This window comes from Pseudomonas sp. Pdm06 (genome assembly GCF_014851795.1).
Taxonomy (GTDB): Bacteria; Pseudomonadota; Gammaproteobacteria; order Pseudomonadales; family Pseudomonadaceae; genus Aquipseudomonas; species Aquipseudomonas fluorescens_AA.
Genome location: NZ_JACVAH010000012.1, coordinates 152,026 through 168,404, shown reverse-complemented (window position 1 = coordinate 168,404; position 16,379 = coordinate 152,026). Strand labels below are relative to the sequence as shown.

Here is a 16,379-nt window from a genome sequence, read left to right as displayed (position 1 = left end):
AAACGACAGAACGCAGTAGCTCTAACAACCATTTCGCTTCAAGGAGTAACAAACATGATTCCGGTGATCTTGTCAGGTGGTAGTGGCTCACGTCTTTGGCCGCTTTCGCGCAAGCAATTCCCTAAACAGTTCCTGGCCCTGACCGGTGAACACACCCTGTTCCAGCAGACCCTCGAGCGCCTGGTGTTCGAAGGCATGGACACGCCGATCGTGGTCTGCAACAAAGACCACCGTTTCATCGTCAACGAACAGTTGGCCAACCGTAAGCTCGAAGCCCAGCGCATCCTGATGGAACCGTTCGGGCGCAACACCGCACCGGCCGTGGCGCTGACGGCGATGATGCTGGTCAACGAAGGCCGCGACGAGTTGATGCTGGTGCTGCCGGCTGACCACGTGCTGGAAGACCAGAAAGCCCTGCAACGCGCCCTGGCCCTGGCCACCGTGGCCGCCGAGCGTGGCGAGATGGTGCTGTTCGGCGTACCGGCCACCAAACCGGAAACCGGCTATGGCTACATCAAGTCGACCAACGATGCGCTGCTGCCCGAAGGCGTGAGCCGCGTCTCGCACTTCGTCGAAAAACCCGACGTCAAGCGTGCCACCGAGTTCGTCGAGGCCGGCGGTTACTTCTGGAACAGCGGCATGTTCCTGTTCCGCGCCAGCCGCTTCCTCGAAGAGCTGAAAAAGCACGATCCGGACATCTACGACACCTGCCTGCTGACCCTGGAGCGCAGTGAGCAGACGGCCGACACCATTACCCTCGACGAAGCCACCTTCGCCTGCTGCCCGGACAACTCCATCGACTACGCGGTGATGGAAAAGACCCAGCGCGCCTGTGTGGTCCCACTGTCGGCCGGTTGGAGCGATGTCGGCTGCTGGTCGTCGCTGTGGGAAGTCAATGCCAAGGACGCCAACGGCAACGTCACCAAGGGCGACGTGGTCGTCCAGGACAGCCGCAACTGCATGATCCACGGCAACGGCAAGCTGGTGTCGGTGATCGGCCTGGACAACATCGTGGTGGTCGAAACCAAGGACGCCATGATGATCGCCCACAAGGATAAGGTCCAAGGCGTCAAGCAGATGGTCAACACCCTCAACGCACAGGGCCGCACCGAGACCCAGAACCACTGCGAGGTCTATCGTCCGTGGGGTTCCTATGACTCGGTGGACATGGGCGGTCGTTTCCAGGTCAAGCACATCTCGGTCAAGCCGGGCGCGTGCCTGTCGCTGCAGATGCACCACCACCGCGCCGAACACTGGATCGTGGTCAGCGGCACCGCCGAAGTGACCTGCGACGAGAACGTGTTCCTGCTCTGCGAAAACCAGTCGACCTACATCCCGATCGCATCGGTCCACCGTCTGCGCAACCCGGGCAAGATCCCGCTGGAAATCATCGAAGTGCAATCCGGCAGCTACCTGGGCGAAGATGACATCGAGCGTTTCGAAGACATCTACGGTCGCTCCACCCCGATCGAACGCGGCGTCTCGGTGAAAACCATCGCCCAGTAATGATCGACAACGATCAGTAAAGATCAGCGTTACGAGAAGCCCCCGTCCAGCCCACTGCGTCCCCTATCCGCAGTGGGTTGGGTGGGGGCTTTTTTTTGAGTCGGGTGATCGCCTGGCATCATTGCTTCAACATTACCCGCGCCCTTCGGTAGGATGTGCCTACGGTAACGGAGGCTTCCACCATGCTTATCGGCGTCTTGCTGGTCATCACCTGGCTCATCCTGCTGTTGCGCTACCCGGCCAAGGCCTTGCCGGTCTCCCTGGCGGCCTTCATCGGGCTGGGACTGGTCGCCGCGTGGGTGCTCTGGCAGGAAAACCGCGAGACCCGGCAACTGGAGCGCCTGGAACTGCGCATCCGCTATGCCCCCGAACAATGCCCTGTCGACCGGCCGCTGTCGCTGACCCTGAAAAACAACAACGACGTGCCGCTGATCGAGCTGCGCTGGCGGGTCGCGGCCTATGCGCCCGGGGATACCATCAACCTGGCCGACAGCCCCTACAACGCTCCGCGCTACCGTGGCCCCGGCGAACTGCAAGCCGGCGCCGACTGGCAAGACTGCCTGCCGCTGCCGCCCCTGCGCCCGGGTTATCGCCCGCAGACCCTGGAGTTTCGCGCCGAGCGATTGCACGGTAGCTTTTCCAACTGATTGCCCTCCCCCAACTTTTTGCACAAGGAACGCGCCATGCCTGTTGCGTTGATTACCGGATGTTCCAGCGGCATTGGTCGCGCCCTCGCCGATGCCTTCAAGGCCGCGGGTTATCAGGTCTGGGCCACGGCGCGCAAGGCTGAAGACGTGGCGACACTCGCCAGCGCCGGGTTCACCGCCGTGCAACTGGACGTCAACGATGGCCAGGCCCTGGAACAACTGGGTGAGCGGATCAACCAGCAATGTGGCGGCCTGGATGTGCTGGTCAACAATGCCGGCTACGGCGCCATGGGTCCGCTGCTGGACGGCGGCGTGCCGGCCATGCAGCGTCAGTTCGAAACCAACGTGTTCGCCATCGTCGGGGTCACCCGGGCGTTGTTCCCGGTGCTGCGTCGGGCCAGGGGGCTGGTGGTGAACATCGGCAGTGTGTCCGGGGTGCTGGTCACGCCGTTCGCTGGCGCCTATTGCGCTTCGAAGGCGGCGGTGCATGCCTTGAGCGATGCCTTGCGCATGGAACTGGCACCGTTCGACATCCGCGTGATGGAGGTCCAGCCCGGCGCGATTGCCTCCAGCTTCGCCAAGAATGCCGGCCATGAGGCCGAACAACTGATCAGCGAACAATCGCCCTGGTGGCCCCTGCGCGATGGCATCCGCGCCCGGGCCAAGGCTTCCCAGGACAACCCGACCCCCACCCACGAATTCGCCGCGGCGCTGCTCAAGGCGGTTCAACAACCCAAGCCACCCCGCTTGCTGCGTCTGGGCAACGGCAGCCGGGCGCTGCCGTTGATGGCGGGTTTGCTGCCCAAAGGGTTGTTGGAGAAGGGGTTGATGAAGCGGTTCGGGTTGGGAAAATCGCTGTAAGTACCGGAGAAGTAACAGGCATTACTTCTGTGGCGAGGGAGTCGGAGGCGAATACAAAACGCATCTTTAGCGAAGATCCAATGTGGGAGCGGGCTTGCTCGCGAAGACGCCGGCACAGTCGATATCAGTGCAAGCTGAACCGCCGCTTTCGCGAGCAAGCCCGCTCCCACAGAGGATTTATGGTGTGCGAAAAATTTTACTCTCGACCACAAGTAGCCAGTGATCTCAGCGTTTGTCGTTAGGCTCGACCACCACCGTGCAGGTCATCCCCGCCGCCAGCAGCACGCCGTCCGGCACTTCATCCAGATGAATGCGCACCGGCACTCGCTGGGCCAGGCGAACCCAGTTGAACGTGGGGTTCACATCGGCGATCAGTTCGCGGCTTTCGGGGTTGTCGCGGTCGTAGATGCCTCGGGAAATACTTTCCACATGGCCCTTGAGCGTCTCACCGCTCATCAACTGCAACTGCGCCGGATCACCGACCCGCACCTTGGGCAACTTGGTCTCTTCGAAGAAGCCGTAGACCCAGAACGAATGCATGTCCACCACGGCCATTTTCGCCTCGCCGATGCGCGCATAGTCGCCGCGGTGCACGTTGAGGTTGGTGACGTAGCCATCCACCGCCGCGCGAACGTCGGTGCGCGACAGGTTCAGCTCCGCGGCTTCCAACTGGGCCTGGGCCTGCTGATAGTCGGCCAGGGCCGAGTCGGCGATATTGCTGGCGTCGTCGCGGTTTTCCCGGGAGATCACCAGGCTGTCCAAGTCGGCACGTCGATGGGCGTTGACCTTGCGCATCTCCCAGGTGGCCTTGCGCGATGCCACCAGGGAGCGCGCCTGCTTCACGGCGATGCGGTAATGCTCGGGGTCGATGCGCATCAACAAGTCGCCCTTTTTCACCGACTGGTTGTCGCGCACCGGCACCTCGACCACCTCGCCACTGACATCGGCGGCCACATTGATGATGTCGGCCCGCACCCGGCCATCGCGGGTCCAGGGCGTGTTCATGTAATGGACCCACAGCGTACGGCCGATCCACAACGCCAGGGCCAGTACCAACAGCGTCGCCAGCAGGCTGAAAAACTTTTTCATCGCATCGCTCTCAACGGTAGACCGTCAGCGCCAGCGCGCCGAACAGACAGGTAAACAGACTCAGGCGCAACAACGCCGGGTGCCAGAAGAAACGGTACAGGTCCAACCCCGACAGGAAGCGGTCCAAGGCCCAGGCCAGGCCGGCGGCGATGAAGAACATCAGGGTCATGGTGGGCATGTACACGCCATGGAAGGCGATCTCACGGGGCATGTTCAGGTTCCTGGGGAAGCGATGTGGCATGCGCCATGGCATAGCCGGCCAATGGCGATTGCGGGTCCAGCAGCGAAGTACGGATGAAATGCAGGTAGCTCTTCACCCGGCGCAGGGCCGAGGTGTCGAAATGCGGGGCGAAGGGTTCGTCGGTGGCCTGTACGCGGCCGATGGCATGATCCACCGCCACCAACGCACGCTCCAGATTGCTCTGGCCCGGCTGGCGGAACAGTCGCACCAGCGCCCGCCCCATCACCCGTATCGCCTGGCGCCATGGCTGGCTTTCGGCATACGCCGGGTGCACCGGCAAGATCGCCTGCTCCTTGCGCAACTCAATGATCGCGTGACCGACTTCCAGCACCACGAACATCCAGCGCAGCAAGTCCCGTTGCACTTGGGGTTGCCCCGCCGCCAGACCGTAGGCCTGGTGCAGCAGGTCGCGGGTGCGGCTTTCAAAACTCGAGGCCAGCCCCTTCAGACGACCGCTAATGGCGAACACCACTTGCTCACGCAGGTCCTGCTCCAAGCGACGCCACAACCAGCGGCTGTTGGGCGGCAGGATGATCGCCCCGGCAGCGGCGCACACCAACATGCCAAGGATCATCGCAATGTAGTCGTTGATGAAGGCGTAGGGGTTGTAGACCGTCAGGTTGTCCGGCACTGAGCCGGTGCAGAAGAAAATCAGCAGCCCCAGTCCGACCCCGGCGTATTGCGGCCTGGAACTGAGGAACGAACCGAACATGATGACGGGGGCGAGCATCACGCAGAGCAACGGAAAACCATCGATCAGCGGGAAAATGAAAAACATCTCGACGAAGCCGACCAGCGCCCCGAACAACGTACCGCAGGCCATCTGGAAAGCCATGCGCTTGGGGTTCGGGGTGGCGGCCGAGAGACCCACGGTGGCCGCGGCGATCATGGTCATGGTCGCGCCGCTCGGCCAGGCCGTGGCGACCCAATAGCTGCCCAGCTCCAACAGAATGAAGGCGGCGCGAACCCCCGATGCCGTGGCGGCCAGCCAGTTGGTCTGGGGCACGAACGGTTCGTCCCAGCGCTCGCGTTCGTGGCGATGCTCGGCCAGGGAGGCATGGGTCTGGGCGTAGCCGTGCAAGTCGTCGACAAAGCGATAAAGCAGCTCATAAGCGGTATGAAAGTCCAACTGCTCGCCATCGCTTGGCGCGGTGTCCTGGAACGCTGCCCGCAAGCGCCGTACCTGGGCCGGCAGGTCGGCCTTGTAGTCCGCCAGCGCCGCCGCCAACCGCGCTGCGTCGGCGTCGGTCAAGGCCCGTGCGCTAAAGCCGTCCAGCAGCTCGGCAAGGGTTTGCAAACCAGGCTTGATGGCGTTCACCACATGATCCGCCGCCCCGCCGCGCAAGCGTTCGAGCAATTGGTGCAAGGCATTGAAACGGGTGGTGACACCCATGAATTCGCTGTTCAAGCGGCTGAGCCGACCATTGCGCCGACGCATGTGCGGGTCTTCGAACACCGTCACGCTGCGCAGGCTCTCCAGGCCGACGGCTTCGGCGATGAAGCGCACGTTACCGCCCTCGAAGGCCTCCCGCTTGCTTCGTCCGCGCAAGCCGTCGGTGACAAACAGGGCGAACACGCCAAAGCGCTGGTACAAGGCGTTGCGCATGGCGGCGCTGGCGGTTTGCGGCAGGATCGCGGCACTGACCAGGGTCGAGCAGAGAATTCCCAGGGAAATCTCCAGCACCCGCCAGACCGCCGCCATGAACGCCCCTTCGGGGTGGGCCAACGCTGGCAAGCCGATCATCGCCGCAGTGTAGCCAGCCAGCACGAAACCATAGGCGCGGAAGTTACGATACCGCGCCGCCCCTGCCGAACAGATGCCGACCCAAATCGCCAGGCAGCCAAGGAACAGCTCGGTGTTCTGGGCGAACAGGGCGATCAGCGCCACCATCACCGCAGACCCCGCCAGGGTGCCGAGGAAACGGTAGAAGCTCTTGGCGAACACCTGCCCGCTCTGGGGCTGCATGACGATGAACACGGTGATCATGGCCGTGCGCGGTTGTGGCAATTCCAGGCGCATCGCCAGCCACAAGGTCAGGAACGCGGCGAACAGGACCTTGAAGATATAGACCCAGGTCACTCCGTCGCTGCGGGCCCAGTCGAAGAAACCACGGCGCCATTCGAGGCGATACAGCCGGCGTGCGGGGGCAAGTAAGGACATCACGACAGGTCTACTCAGCATTGTGGTTCAGGGCGGGGCTGCCGCTGCCGGCCTCCAGCCCACCGCCCAACGCCGTCACCAGATCGGCATGGGCCGTCAGGCGAGCCGCCTCCACCTGTTGTTGCACCTGTTGCTGCTTGAACAACAGGCTTTGGGCGTTGAGCACATTGAGGTAGTCCGTCAGGCCACGCTGGAACGCTACCATCGCGATGTCGTAGGTACGCTGGGCCGCGGCCACCGACTCGGCGGCGAAGGCCCGTTGCTTGTCCATGGATTCGCGACGGATCAACTGATCGGAAATGCTCTTGAGCGCGTTCACCAGTGTCTGGTTGTAGTGCGCCACGGCGATGTCATACCCGGCGGCCGCTTCGCCCAACTGCGAACGCAGGCGCCCGCCGTCGAAGATCGGCAACGTGATCGCCGGCCCGACGTTGTAGGTGAGTTTCTTGCCGGTCAAAAACTCCAGCGCCCCGCCACCGGTGGCCATGTAGCCGAGGCTCCCCACCAGGTCGACGTTGGGATAAAAACCGGCCCGGGCCACATCGATGCCCCGGGCCTGGGCCGCCACTTGCCAACGCCTGGCCACCACATCCGGACGCTGGCCAAGCAGTTCGGCGGGCAAGGCCGACGGCAGCTTCAAGGGCGCGCCGAGGACCAGGGTCGGACGTTGCAACTGCGCACCCGCTCCCGGCCCCTTGCCCGCCAAGGCCACCAATTGATTGCGGCTCAAGGCGATGGCCTCGTCCAGGGCGTCGAGTTGGCGATGGGTCTCGGGCAGCGGCGCCTGGGCCTGGCTGACTTCGAAATGGGTGCCGATGCCACCGTCCAGACGCTTCTGCGCCAGGTCGAGAATCTGCTCTTGTTGGCGCAGGGTCGCGGCGACGATATCGCGCTGGGCGTAGTGCAACGAAAACTGGATGTAGGCGCGCACGATGTTGTTCTGCAATTCCAGTTGCGCCTGCCGTGCCTCGGCGACGCTGACGTGGGCCAGGTCAACCGCCCGTTCGCTGGCATTGCGCTCACGGCCCCACAGGTCCAGGGCATAACTCAAGCCCAGGGCAGCACTGTTGTCCCAGGTCGTGGTGTCGGCCAACTCGCCCGGGCCATAGAACTGATCGGAGGGCCAGTTATGGCGCTTGAGGGTCGACTCGCCATTGATCTGCAACGACTCGGCGGCCTCGACAATACCGGCCATGGCCTGGGCCTGGCGTACTCGTGCCGCGGCCATGGCCAGGCTCGGACTGCCTTGCACGGCCAGGTCGATCCAGCGATCCAGTTGCCGATCGCCATAGGCTTGCCACCACTGGCGGGTGGGCCAGTGGGCGTCGCGGGCGGCCTCGCGGATCGCGGCATCGGTCGCCAGTTGATTGGCCGGCAGCACCTGGCCTTGCGGCGCAATACCACCTGTGCCGATGCAACCGCTGATGGCTAATGTCAAAACCCAAACACTGAGAGTCTTCAGCTCTCTGCTGATGCAACGCGGCACTTGCGCAAAATTCCTGAGGGGGGGCATGACGACGAGGATGGCTGCCTGTTGACGCAAACTTGTGGGAGCGAGCTTGCTCGCGATGGCGTCCGGACATTCACCTCAAATGTTGAATGCAATGACCTCATCGCGAGCAAGCTCGCTCCCACAGGTGCCCACCAAGGCCCGCTCCTGCTTTGGCGGCAATTCTAGGCACCCCGCCGGACGGCGATAAGCCGACCTTTCTGCGAATCTTTGTTACCGTTAACGCGATAATCCATTAGTCGGGTCCCGCATCTCTGTAACTTCATGTCACAATTTGCCACCTCCCAAGAGAGCCCTCCATGGACACCTTGCAAAACATGCGCGCGTTCAGCTGTGTGGCCGAAGCCGGCAGTTTCACCGCCGCCGCCGTGCAACTGGATACCACCACAGCCAACGTCTCGCGTGCGGTTTCCAACCTGGAAGCCCATCTGCAAACCCGCCTGCTCAACCGCACCACGCGGCGTATTGCACTCACCGAGGCGGGTAAACGCTACTTGCTGCGTTGCGAGCAGATCCTGGCTTACGTCGAAGAAGCGGAAGCCGAGGCCAGCGACGCCCATGCGCGACCGGCCGGGCAGTTGAAGGTCCACACCATGACCGGCATCGGCCAGCATTTCGTGATCGACGCCATCGCCCGCTACCGCAAGACGCATCCGGACGTGACCTTCGACCTGACCCTGGCCAACCGGGTGCCGGACATCCTCGACGAGGGCTACGACGTCTCCATCGTGCTCGCCAGCGAACTGCCGGATTCGGGCTTCGTCTCCCAGCGCCTGGGGATCACCTACAGCATTGTTTGCGCCTCCCCCGCCTACGTGAAAGCCAGCGGCTGCCCGCAAAAACCCAGCGACCTGCTCAACCACGCCTGCCTGCGCCTGGTCAGCCCGGTCATCCCGCTGGAAAAATGGGTGTTCGACGGCCCGGAAGGCCAAGAGATGGTCACCATCAACAGCTCACCGTTCCTGGTGAACTCCGCCGATGCGATGAAAACCGCGATCACCAGCGGCATGGGCGTGGGGGTATTGCCGGTGTACGCGGCCATCGAAGGCTTGCGCAACGGCACGCTGGTGCGGGTCATGCCCAACTACCGCTCCCAGGAACTGAACCTCTACGCCATCTACCCGTCGCGCCAATACCTGGATGCGAAGATCAAGACCTGGGTCGAGTACCTGCGCGGCTCGTTGCCGGAAATCCTCGCGGCGCACCAGGCTGAACTGACGGCTTACGAATTGAGTGGCAGCCTGGCAGGCGCACGGGTCACGAGCTGAAGTCGTCCCCGTGCTCGAAGGAGCAATTCAGCGCTTGCCCATGGAACGTCGCGTGCCGGGAGGCGCAGCGCCCGGGGTCTTGGTATGGCCATTCTTCGCGCCGTTCTTGTACCACGGCTGTTGCCCGGCGCCCTTGGCCGCCGCCAGTTCACCGGGTTTGAACGGGAATTTGAAAGCCGGGATCGCCGCTTTGATGTCCTCGCTGCTGGAAACATCGCTGTCGGGCAAGTCGGCCTGTTCGCCGCCGGGGAGATCGTCCGCGGGCGAAGGTGTCGGGGAAGTCATGTAAGGCTCCGGGTCATGCATGCAAGTCGGGCCCGAAGGGCGAGCCGCGAAAGGCGGCAGTATACCTGCCCGATATCACTGCGCGCTGGCAGTTTCATCCGGCATATGCATTCATCCGACAGCAAGCCGGGACAAAACTGACAAGCCTGTCAGTTAGGCGTCACCTTCCTGACCGGCTCGCAACGCTATATAAGAAAGCTCCAACTCTTGCGTCTCGAATCGGCCCTTCATATCCATGCGCATCCAGAAGAAAACTGTCCTGATTGTCGTGCTGCTGATCGCCCTGGCGGCCCTCGCCCTCTGGTTTGTGCTCAAGCCCGTGACCGCCAGGCCCGGCGCTCCCGCCGCCGTTCCGGTACGGGCCGTCAGCGTGATTCAACAGGATGTACCGCGCTTTGCCAGCGGCATCGGCACGGTGCTGTCGCTGCACAGCGTGGTGATCCGCCCGCAGATCGACGGCATCCTCACCCGGCTGCTGGTCAAGGAAGGGCAACTGGTCAAGAAGGGTGACCTGCTGGCGACCATCGACGACCGCTCGATCCGCGCCAGCCTCGACCAGGCCCGGGCCCAGCTCGGCGAAAGCCAGGCACAACTGGCGGTGGCCCAGGTCAATCTCAAGCGCTACAAATTGCTGAGCGTCGATGACGGCGTCTCGAAGCAGACCTACGACCAGCAACAGGCGCTGGTCAACCAGCTCAAGGCGACCGCCCAGGGCAACCAGGCGGCCATTGACTCGGCACAGGTGCAACTGTCCTATACCCAGATCCGCTCCCCTGTGAGCGGTCGCGTCGGCATTCGCAACGTGGACGAAGGCAACTTCCTGCGCACCAGCGACACCGAAGGCCTGTTCACGGTGACCCAGATCGACCCGATCGCCGTGGAATTCTCCCTGCCCCAGCAAATGCTGCCCACCTTGCAACGGTTGATCGCCGCCCCCGAGCAAGCCTTGGTCAAGGCCTATATCGGTGCCGATGGCGCCACCGGGGAGCTGCTCGGCGAGGGGCGCCTGAGCCTCATCGACAACCAGATCAACGCCAACACCGGAACCCTGCGAGCCAAGGCTGAATTCAACAACGCCGCGCAACGGCTGTGGCCGGGGCAACTGGTGACACTGAAAATCCAGACCGCCATCGACAAGGACGCCCTGGTGGTACCGCCTACCGTGGTCCAGCGCGGCCTGGAGCAACACTTCGTGTACCGCATAAAGGGCGACAAGGTCGAGAGCGTGCCGGTGGTGATGGTTTACCAGGACAGCGACCTGCACATCATCAAGGGGGTGAACGCCGGCGACCAACTGGTGAGCGACGGCCAGTCGCGGCTCAAGCCGGGCAGCCACATCCAGGTGCTCAGCGATCCACCCGCCCTGGCCAAGACCGCGGAGCCGCAGCCATGAAGGGACGCGGTTCGGTTTCGGCGTGGTGCATCGACCACCCTATCGCCACGGTACTGCTGACCTTTGCCCTGGTGCTGCTGGGGGTGATCGCGTTTCCTCGCCTGCCCGTCGCGCCGTTGCCGGAGGCGGAATTCCCGACCATCCAGGTCAACGCCCAGTTGCCCGGGGCCAGCCCCGAAACCATGGCGTCGTCGGTGGCGACGCCGCTGGAAGTGCAATTCAGTGCCATTCCCGGCATTACCCAGATGACCTCCAGCAGCGCCCTGGGCTCGACCAACCTGATCCTGCAATTCAGCCTCGATAAAAGCATCGACACCGCCGCCCAGGAAGTGCAGGCGGCGATCAACACCGCCGCCGGCAAACTGCCCAACGACATGCCGAACCTGCCGACCTGGCGCAAGGTCAACCCTGCCGACAGCCCGGTGCTGATCCTCAGCATCAGTTCCACGCTGATGCCCGGCACCGAACTGAGCGACTACGTCGAAACCCTGCTCTCCCGTCAGATCAGCCAGATCGATGGCGTAGGACAAATCTACATCACTGGCCAGCAGCGTCCGGCGATCCGGGTCCAGGCCTCGGCCGACCGGCTCGCCGCCATCGGCCTGACCCTGGCGGACATTCGCCTGGCGCTCCAACAGGCCAGCCTCAACCTGGCCAAGGGCGCCTTGTACGGTGAGTCGAGCATTTCCACCCTGTCCACCAACGACCAGTTGTTCAAGCCTGCGGAGTATGGAGAGCTGATCGTGTCCTACCGGGACGGGGCACCGGTTCACCTCAAGGACATCGCCAAGGTGGTCAACGGCTCGGAAAACGCCTACGTCCAGGCCTGGGCCGACAACGAGCCCGGGGTCAACCTGGTGATTTTCCGGCAACCGGGGGCCAATATCGTCGAGACCGTCGACCGCATCCAGGCGGCCCTGCCCACCCTGCAAGCCATGTTGCCCGCGGCGGTGCAGGTCAAGGTGCTGATCGACCGCACCCAGACCATCCGCGCCTCGCTGCACGAAGTGGAAATCACCTTGCTGATCGCGGTACTGCTGGTGGTGGCGGTGATGGCGTTGTTCCTGCGCCAGCTCTCGGCGACCCTGATCGTCTCGGCGGTGCTGGGGGTGTCGCTGACCGCCAGTTTCGCCCTGATGTACGTGATGGGTTTCAGCCTGAACAACCTGACCCTGGTGGCGATCGTCATCTCGGTAGGGTTCGTGGTGGACGATGCGATTGTGGTGGTGGAGAACATCCACCGGCACCTGGAGGCCGGCGACGGCATGCGCGAGGCGGCGATCAAGGGGGCCGGCGAAATTGGCTTTACCGTGGTCTCCATCAGTTTCTCGCTGATCGCCGCGTTCATTCCGCTGCTGTTCATGGGCGGCGTGGTCGGGCGCCTGTTCAAGGAGTTTGCCCTGACCGCCACCTCGACCATCCTGATCTCGGTGGTGGTGTCCCTCACGTTGGCGCCGACCCTGGCCGCGTTGTTCATGCGCGCCCCGGTACATCACGCCCATGGCAAGGCGGGGTTCGGCGAACGTCTGCTGGGCGGGTATGAGCGGGGCCTGCGCAAGGCCCTGGCCCATCAGAAGCTGATGATCGGCGTGTTCGGCCTGACCCTGGCACTGGCGGTGGTGGGCTATGTGTTCATTCCCAAGGGCTTCTTCCCGGTACAGGACACCGGCCTGGTGCTGGGCACCAGCGAAGCCGCCGCCGATGTGTCGTTCCCGGACATGGTGGCCAAGCACAAGGCCCTGGCCGACATCGTCGCCGCCGACCCCGCGGTGCAGACCTTCTCCCACTCCGTCGGCGTCTCGGGCAACAACCAGACCATCGCCAACGGCCGTTTCTGGATCGCCCTCAAGCCCCGGGGCGAGCGTGATGTGTCGGCCAGCGGCTTCATCGACCGGATCCGCCCGCAACTGCTGAAAATCCCCGGCGTGGTGCTGTACCTCAGGGCCGGGCAGGACATCAACCTCAGCTCCGGTCCCAGTCGCGCCCAGTATCAATACGTGCTCAAGAGCAACGACGGGCCGAGCCTCAACGCCTGGACGCAAAAACTCACCGACAAGCTGCGCGGCAACCCGGCGTTCCGTGACATCTCCAACGACCTGCAACTGGGCGGCAGCATCACCCACATCAACATCGACCGCAGCGCGGCGGCCCGCTTCGGCCTCACCGCCACCGATGTCGACCAGGCCCTGTACGACGCCTTCGGCCAGCGGCAGATCAATGAATTCCAGACCGAGACCAACCAGTACAACGTGATCCTGGAGCTCGATACCGCGCAGCGGGGCAAGGCCGAAAGCCTGGCGTATTTCTACCTGCGTTCGCCCCTGAGTGGGGAAATGGTGCCGCTCTCGGCCCTGGCCCGCTTCGATGCGCCGAGCAACGGCCCGTTGTCGATTGCCCACGACGGCATGTTCCCGGCCGCCAACCTGTCGTTCAACCTGGCGCCCGGCGTGGCCCTGGGAGACGCGGTGCGCCTGCTCGACCAGGCGAAGAACGAAATCGGCATGCCGGCCGCCATCACTGGCAATTTCCAGGGTGCGGCCCAGGCCTTCCAAAGCTCGCTGGCGAGCCAGCCGTGGCTGATCCTCGCCGCGCTGGTGGCCGTGTACATCATTCTCGGCGTGCTCTACGAGAGCTTCGTGCACCCGCTGACGATCATCTCCACCCTGCCCTCGGCCGGCCTCGGCGCGCTGATCATGCTCTGGCTGCTGGGCCGGGACTTTTCGATCATGGCGCTGATCGGGCTGGTGCTGCTGATCGGGATCGTCAAGAAGAACGGCATCCTGATGATCGACTTCGCCCTCGACGCCCAGCGCAACAAAGGGTTGGCCCCCCAGGAGGCGATTTTCCAGGCGTGCCTGACACGCTTCCGCCCGATCATGATGACCACCCTGGCGGCCCTGCTCGGTGCCCTGCCGCTGATGCTCGGATATGGCCCCGGCGCGGAACTGCGCCAGCCCCTGGGCATCGCGGTGGTGGGCGGCCTGTTGGTGAGCCAGGCGCTGACGCTGTTCACGACACCGGTCATATACTTGTGGCTCGAGCGAGTGTTCCATCGGCCCGCCCAGCAGCCAGGGTCGGCGCCGACGGCGGCGCTGGCGAGCACAGACCACTGAGGCGGGGCCATGCGCGTTCTGATCATCGAAGACGAAGAAAAAACCGCGGACTACCTGCACCGCGGCCTGACCGAACAGGGTTACACCGTTGACGTGGCGCCGGACGGCATCGAAGGGCTGCACCTGGCCCTGGAAACCGACTATGCGGTGATCGTGCTCGACGTGATGCTGCCGGGCCTGGACGGCTTCGGCGTACTGCGGGCCCTGCGCGCCCGCAAGCAGACACCGGTGATCATGCTCACCGCCCGGGAACGGGTCGAGGACCGCATCAAGGGCTTGCGCGACGGGGCCGACGACTACCTGGGCAAGCCCTTCTCCTTCCTCGAACTGGTGGCCCGCCTGCAAGCCCTTACCCGCCGCAGCGGTGGCCATGAACCGGTGCAGGTGAGCATCGCCGACCTGTGGATTGACCTGATCAGCCGCAAGGCCACCCGCGCCGGCCAGCGCCTGGACCTGACCGCCAAGGAGTTCTCCCTGCTCAGCGTCCTGGCTCGCCGCCAGGGCGAAATCCTCTCGAAAACCGCCATTGCCGAAATGGTCTGGGACATCAACTTCGACAGTGACGCCAACGTGGTGGAAGTGGCGATCAAACGCTTGCGGGCCAAGCTCGACGGGCCATTCGAACAGAAGTTGCTACACACCATTCGCGGCATGGGTTATGTGCTGGAGAGTCGCAGCGATGAGCGTCCCTGAGAGCATCGCCCTGCGCTTGAGCGCCATGTTCACGCTGGTGGCGGCGCTGGTGTTCCTGTTGATCGGTGGCGCTTTGTACCAACAGGTCGGCAAGGGCCTGGGCCTGTTGCCCGAAGCCGAGCTCGATGCCCGCTACAGTGTCCTGGAGTCCACCGTCGGCCGCTACGGCACGCCTGAACACTGGGTGAAGATCAACAACAAGCTGCGATTGCTCGGTGAAGAAGACAAGCGCATCCATTTCTGGATCGTCAGCGACGATCCGCGCTTTGAATACGGCGATCCCGATGCGCAGATCCGCACCTTTGCCCAAGGCCCGCTGGGTAAACACGACCTGACGTTGCCCCATCGGCACTACCCGATGAAAGTGCTGGTGAGCCAATTCCCGGCCAAGGACCAACGCCCGCCGCTGCGCTTCATGATCGGCATCGACACCGAGACCTTCTACCAGACCCAGCATCGCCTGTTGGTGGCGCTGGTGAGCCTGGCGATTGTCGGCGTAGTCCTGGCCTCGTTGCTGGGCTACTGGGTCGCACGCATCGGTCTCAAACCGCTGATCAAGCTGTCCGAGGAAGCCCGGCGCCTGGCCCCACCCCGCCTCTCTGGGCGCTTGCAACTGTCGCCCTTGCCGCCGGAGCTGAGCCAGTTCGTCAGCTCCTTCAACGCCACCCTGGACCGGGTCGAACAGGCTTACTCGCGGCTGGAGTCGTTCAATGCCGACGTCGCCCATGAATTACGCTCGCCCCTGACCAACCTGATCGGCCAGACCCAGGTGGCGCTGACCCGTGGCCGCTCGGCTGAACATTACTTCGAAGTGTTGCAATCGAATCTCGAGGAGCTGGAGCGGCTGCGCTCGATCATCAACGACATGCTGTTCCTGGCCAGCGCCGACCAGGGCAGCAAGGCCACCAAGTTGACCAGCGCCTCCCTGGCCGGCGAAGTGGCGACCACCCTCGATTACCTGGACTTCATTCTGGAAGATGCCCAGGTCCAGGTCCGGGTCAGCGGCGACGCCCAGGCCAACATCGAGATCGCTCACCTGCGGCGGGCGCTGATCAACCTGCTGAGCAATGCCGTGCAGCACACCGCGCCCGGGCAAGTGATCGACGTGCGCATCGAAGCCCTTGGCGACCAGATCACCCTCGCCGTCACCAACCCCGGCGAACCGATCGCCGGCGAGCATCTGCCACGCCTGTTCGAACGTTTCTATCGCGTCGATGCCTCACGCAGCAACAGTGGCGCCAACCATGGGCTGGGGCTGGCCATCGTCAAGGCCATTGCGCTGATGCATGGTGGCGATGTGTTTGTGCACAGCGACCAGGGTGCCAACACGTTCGGGATCCGCTTGCCAGCCTGACCCCCTCCCCCCATAGGTTTGTATCCGTCATCAAGTCTTTCCAGACCAATGAATGCTGGGCGAAAGCCAACTGTAGCAAAATCGGAATACCGTCCGAACGCGCCCCCCCCAGCTTTCATTAATTACCGGGTAATTGCGCAAACACTGATTGCCCGCTCTCATTGATCCAAGCACAATCAGCAAAAGGCCAGCATCTGGTTCATTGCCGGTTTGCAATCCTTTGGGACGGACCCCAGCCACATGACAATGCAGACATCG

Annotated in this window: 13 protein-coding genes; 8 read left to right on the top strand and 5 right to left on the bottom strand. The window is 63.5% G+C overall.

What is annotated here, in order from left to right; all coding sequences use genetic code 11:
- Positions 1-54 precede the first annotated feature (54 nt).
- The 3 genes from IB266_RS19975 to IB266_RS19965 all read left to right on the top strand — a co-directional run bounded on the left by IB266_RS19975 (position 55) and on the right by IB266_RS19965 (position 3,014).
- The gene (locus IB266_RS19975; RefSeq protein WP_060740771.1) at positions 55-1,506 is read left to right on the top strand and encodes a mannose-1-phosphate guanylyltransferase/mannose-6-phosphate isomerase; all 1,452 of its coding nucleotides are present in this window, start codon (positions 55-57) and stop codon (positions 1,504-1,506) included.
- Positions 1,507-1,688: 182 nt separating this feature from the next.
- Positions 1,689-2,153, top strand: a complete 465-nt coding sequence (locus IB266_RS19970) for a multidrug transporter (RefSeq protein WP_192262184.1) — start codon at positions 1,689-1,691, stop codon at positions 2,151-2,153.
- A 36-nt stretch (positions 2,154-2,189) separates the two neighbouring features.
- A complete protein-coding gene (locus IB266_RS19965) occupies positions 2,190-3,014 on the top strand; it encodes an SDR family oxidoreductase (RefSeq protein WP_192262183.1) in 825 nt (274 codons plus the stop codon).
- Positions 3,015-3,239: 225 nt separating this feature from the next.
- Here the strand turns inward: IB266_RS19965 and IB266_RS19960 are convergent, their stop codons facing one another.
- From IB266_RS19960 to IB266_RS19945, 4 genes are read right to left on the bottom strand one after another with little or no spacing between them, the layout of a single operon-like run.
- A complete protein-coding gene (locus tag IB266_RS19960) occupies positions 3,240-4,103 on the bottom strand; it encodes an HlyD family secretion protein (protein ID WP_192262182.1) in 864 nt (287 codons plus the stop codon).
- 10 nt (positions 4,104-4,113) lie between these two features.
- The gene (locus IB266_RS19955) at positions 4,114-4,314 is read right to left on the bottom strand and encodes a DUF1656 domain-containing protein (RefSeq protein ID WP_003205331.1); all 201 of its coding nucleotides are present in this window, start codon (positions 4,312-4,314) and stop codon (positions 4,114-4,116) included.
- Complete coding sequence (locus IB266_RS19950) at positions 4,304-6,508, bottom strand: FUSC family protein (RefSeq protein ID WP_192262181.1); 2,205 nt, start codon at positions 6,506-6,508, stop codon at positions 4,304-4,306. The genes IB266_RS19955 and IB266_RS19950 overlap by 11 nt, the downstream gene beginning before the upstream one ends.
- 7 nt (positions 6,509-6,515) lie before the next feature.
- Complete coding sequence (locus IB266_RS19945) at positions 6,516-7,991, bottom strand: efflux transporter outer membrane subunit (protein WP_192262180.1); 1,476 nt, start codon at positions 7,989-7,991, stop codon at positions 6,516-6,518.
- Positions 7,992-8,314: 323 nt separating this feature from the next.
- On the opposite strand from IB266_RS19945, the gene IB266_RS19940 reads away from it, so the two are divergent.
- Positions 8,315-9,283 carry a LysR family transcriptional regulator gene (locus tag IB266_RS19940; RefSeq protein ID WP_060740766.1) on the top strand — a complete coding sequence of 323 codons (969 nt, stop codon included), beginning with the start codon at positions 8,315-8,317 and terminating at the stop codon, positions 9,281-9,283.
- A gap of 27 nt (positions 9,284-9,310) precedes the next feature.
- On the opposite strand, the gene IB266_RS19935 is transcribed toward IB266_RS19940, so the two are convergent.
- A complete protein-coding gene (locus IB266_RS19935; protein ID WP_092166214.1) occupies positions 9,311-9,568 on the bottom strand; it encodes a hypothetical protein in 258 nt (85 codons plus the stop codon).
- 235 nt (positions 9,569-9,803) lie between these two features.
- Between IB266_RS19935 and IB266_RS19930 the strand changes: the two genes are divergently transcribed.
- From IB266_RS19930 to IB266_RS19915, 4 genes are read left to right on the top strand one after another with little or no spacing between them, the layout of a single operon-like run.
- Entirely contained in the window at positions 9,804-10,961 is a 1,158-nt protein-coding gene (locus IB266_RS19930) for an efflux RND transporter periplasmic adaptor subunit (RefSeq protein WP_192262179.1), read from the top strand.
- Positions 10,958-14,074 (top strand): multidrug efflux RND transporter permease subunit, encoded by a 3,117-nt coding sequence (locus IB266_RS19925; RefSeq protein ID WP_192262178.1) that lies wholly within the window; start codon positions 10,958-10,960, stop codon positions 14,072-14,074. The genes IB266_RS19930 and IB266_RS19925 overlap by 4 nt, the downstream gene beginning before the upstream one ends.
- A 9-nt stretch (positions 14,075-14,083) precedes the next feature.
- A complete protein-coding gene (locus IB266_RS19920) occupies positions 14,084-14,767 on the top strand; it encodes a heavy metal response regulator transcription factor (protein WP_060740762.1) in 684 nt (227 codons plus the stop codon).
- On the top strand, positions 14,754-16,121 hold the full coding sequence (locus IB266_RS19915) for a heavy metal sensor histidine kinase (protein ID WP_192262177.1): 1,368 nt from the start codon (positions 14,754-14,756) through the stop codon (positions 16,119-16,121). Before IB266_RS19920 ends, IB266_RS19915 begins: the two co-directional genes overlap by 14 nt.
- Positions 16,122-16,379 lie beyond the last annotated feature (258 nt).

Bases quoted from the DNA above. Each gene is read 5' to 3' on its own strand.
- IB266_RS19975 (WP_060740771.1), top strand. From the start codon at position 55: ATGATTCCGGTGATCTTGTCAGGTGGTAGTGGCTCACGTCTTTGGCCG.
- IB266_RS19970 (WP_192262184.1), top strand. From the start codon at position 1,689: ATGCTTATCGGCGTCTTGCTGGTCATCACCTGGCTCATCCTGCTGTTG.
- IB266_RS19965 (WP_192262183.1), top strand. From the start codon at position 2,190: ATGCCTGTTGCGTTGATTACCGGATGTTCCAGCGGCATTGGTCGCGCC.
- IB266_RS19960 (WP_192262182.1), bottom strand. From the start codon at position 4,103: ATGAAAAAGTTTTTCAGCCTGCTGGCGACGCTGTTGGTACTGGCCCTG.
- IB266_RS19955 (WP_003205331.1), bottom strand. From the start codon at position 4,314: ATGCCCCGTGAGATCGCCTTCCATGGCGTGTACATGCCCACCATGACC.
- IB266_RS19940 (WP_060740766.1), top strand. From the start codon at position 8,315: ATGGACACCTTGCAAAACATGCGCGCGTTCAGCTGTGTGGCCGAAGCC.
- IB266_RS19935 (WP_092166214.1), bottom strand. From the start codon at position 9,568: ATGACTTCCCCGACACCTTCGCCCGCGGACGATCTCCCCGGCGGCGAA.
- IB266_RS19930 (WP_192262179.1), top strand. From the start codon at position 9,804: ATGCGCATCCAGAAGAAAACTGTCCTGATTGTCGTGCTGCTGATCGCC.
- IB266_RS19925 (WP_192262178.1), top strand. From the start codon at position 10,958: ATGAAGGGACGCGGTTCGGTTTCGGCGTGGTGCATCGACCACCCTATC.
- IB266_RS19920 (WP_060740762.1), top strand. From the start codon at position 14,084: ATGCGCGTTCTGATCATCGAAGACGAAGAAAAAACCGCGGACTACCTG.
- IB266_RS19915 (WP_192262177.1), top strand. From the start codon at position 14,754: ATGAGCGTCCCTGAGAGCATCGCCCTGCGCTTGAGCGCCATGTTCACG.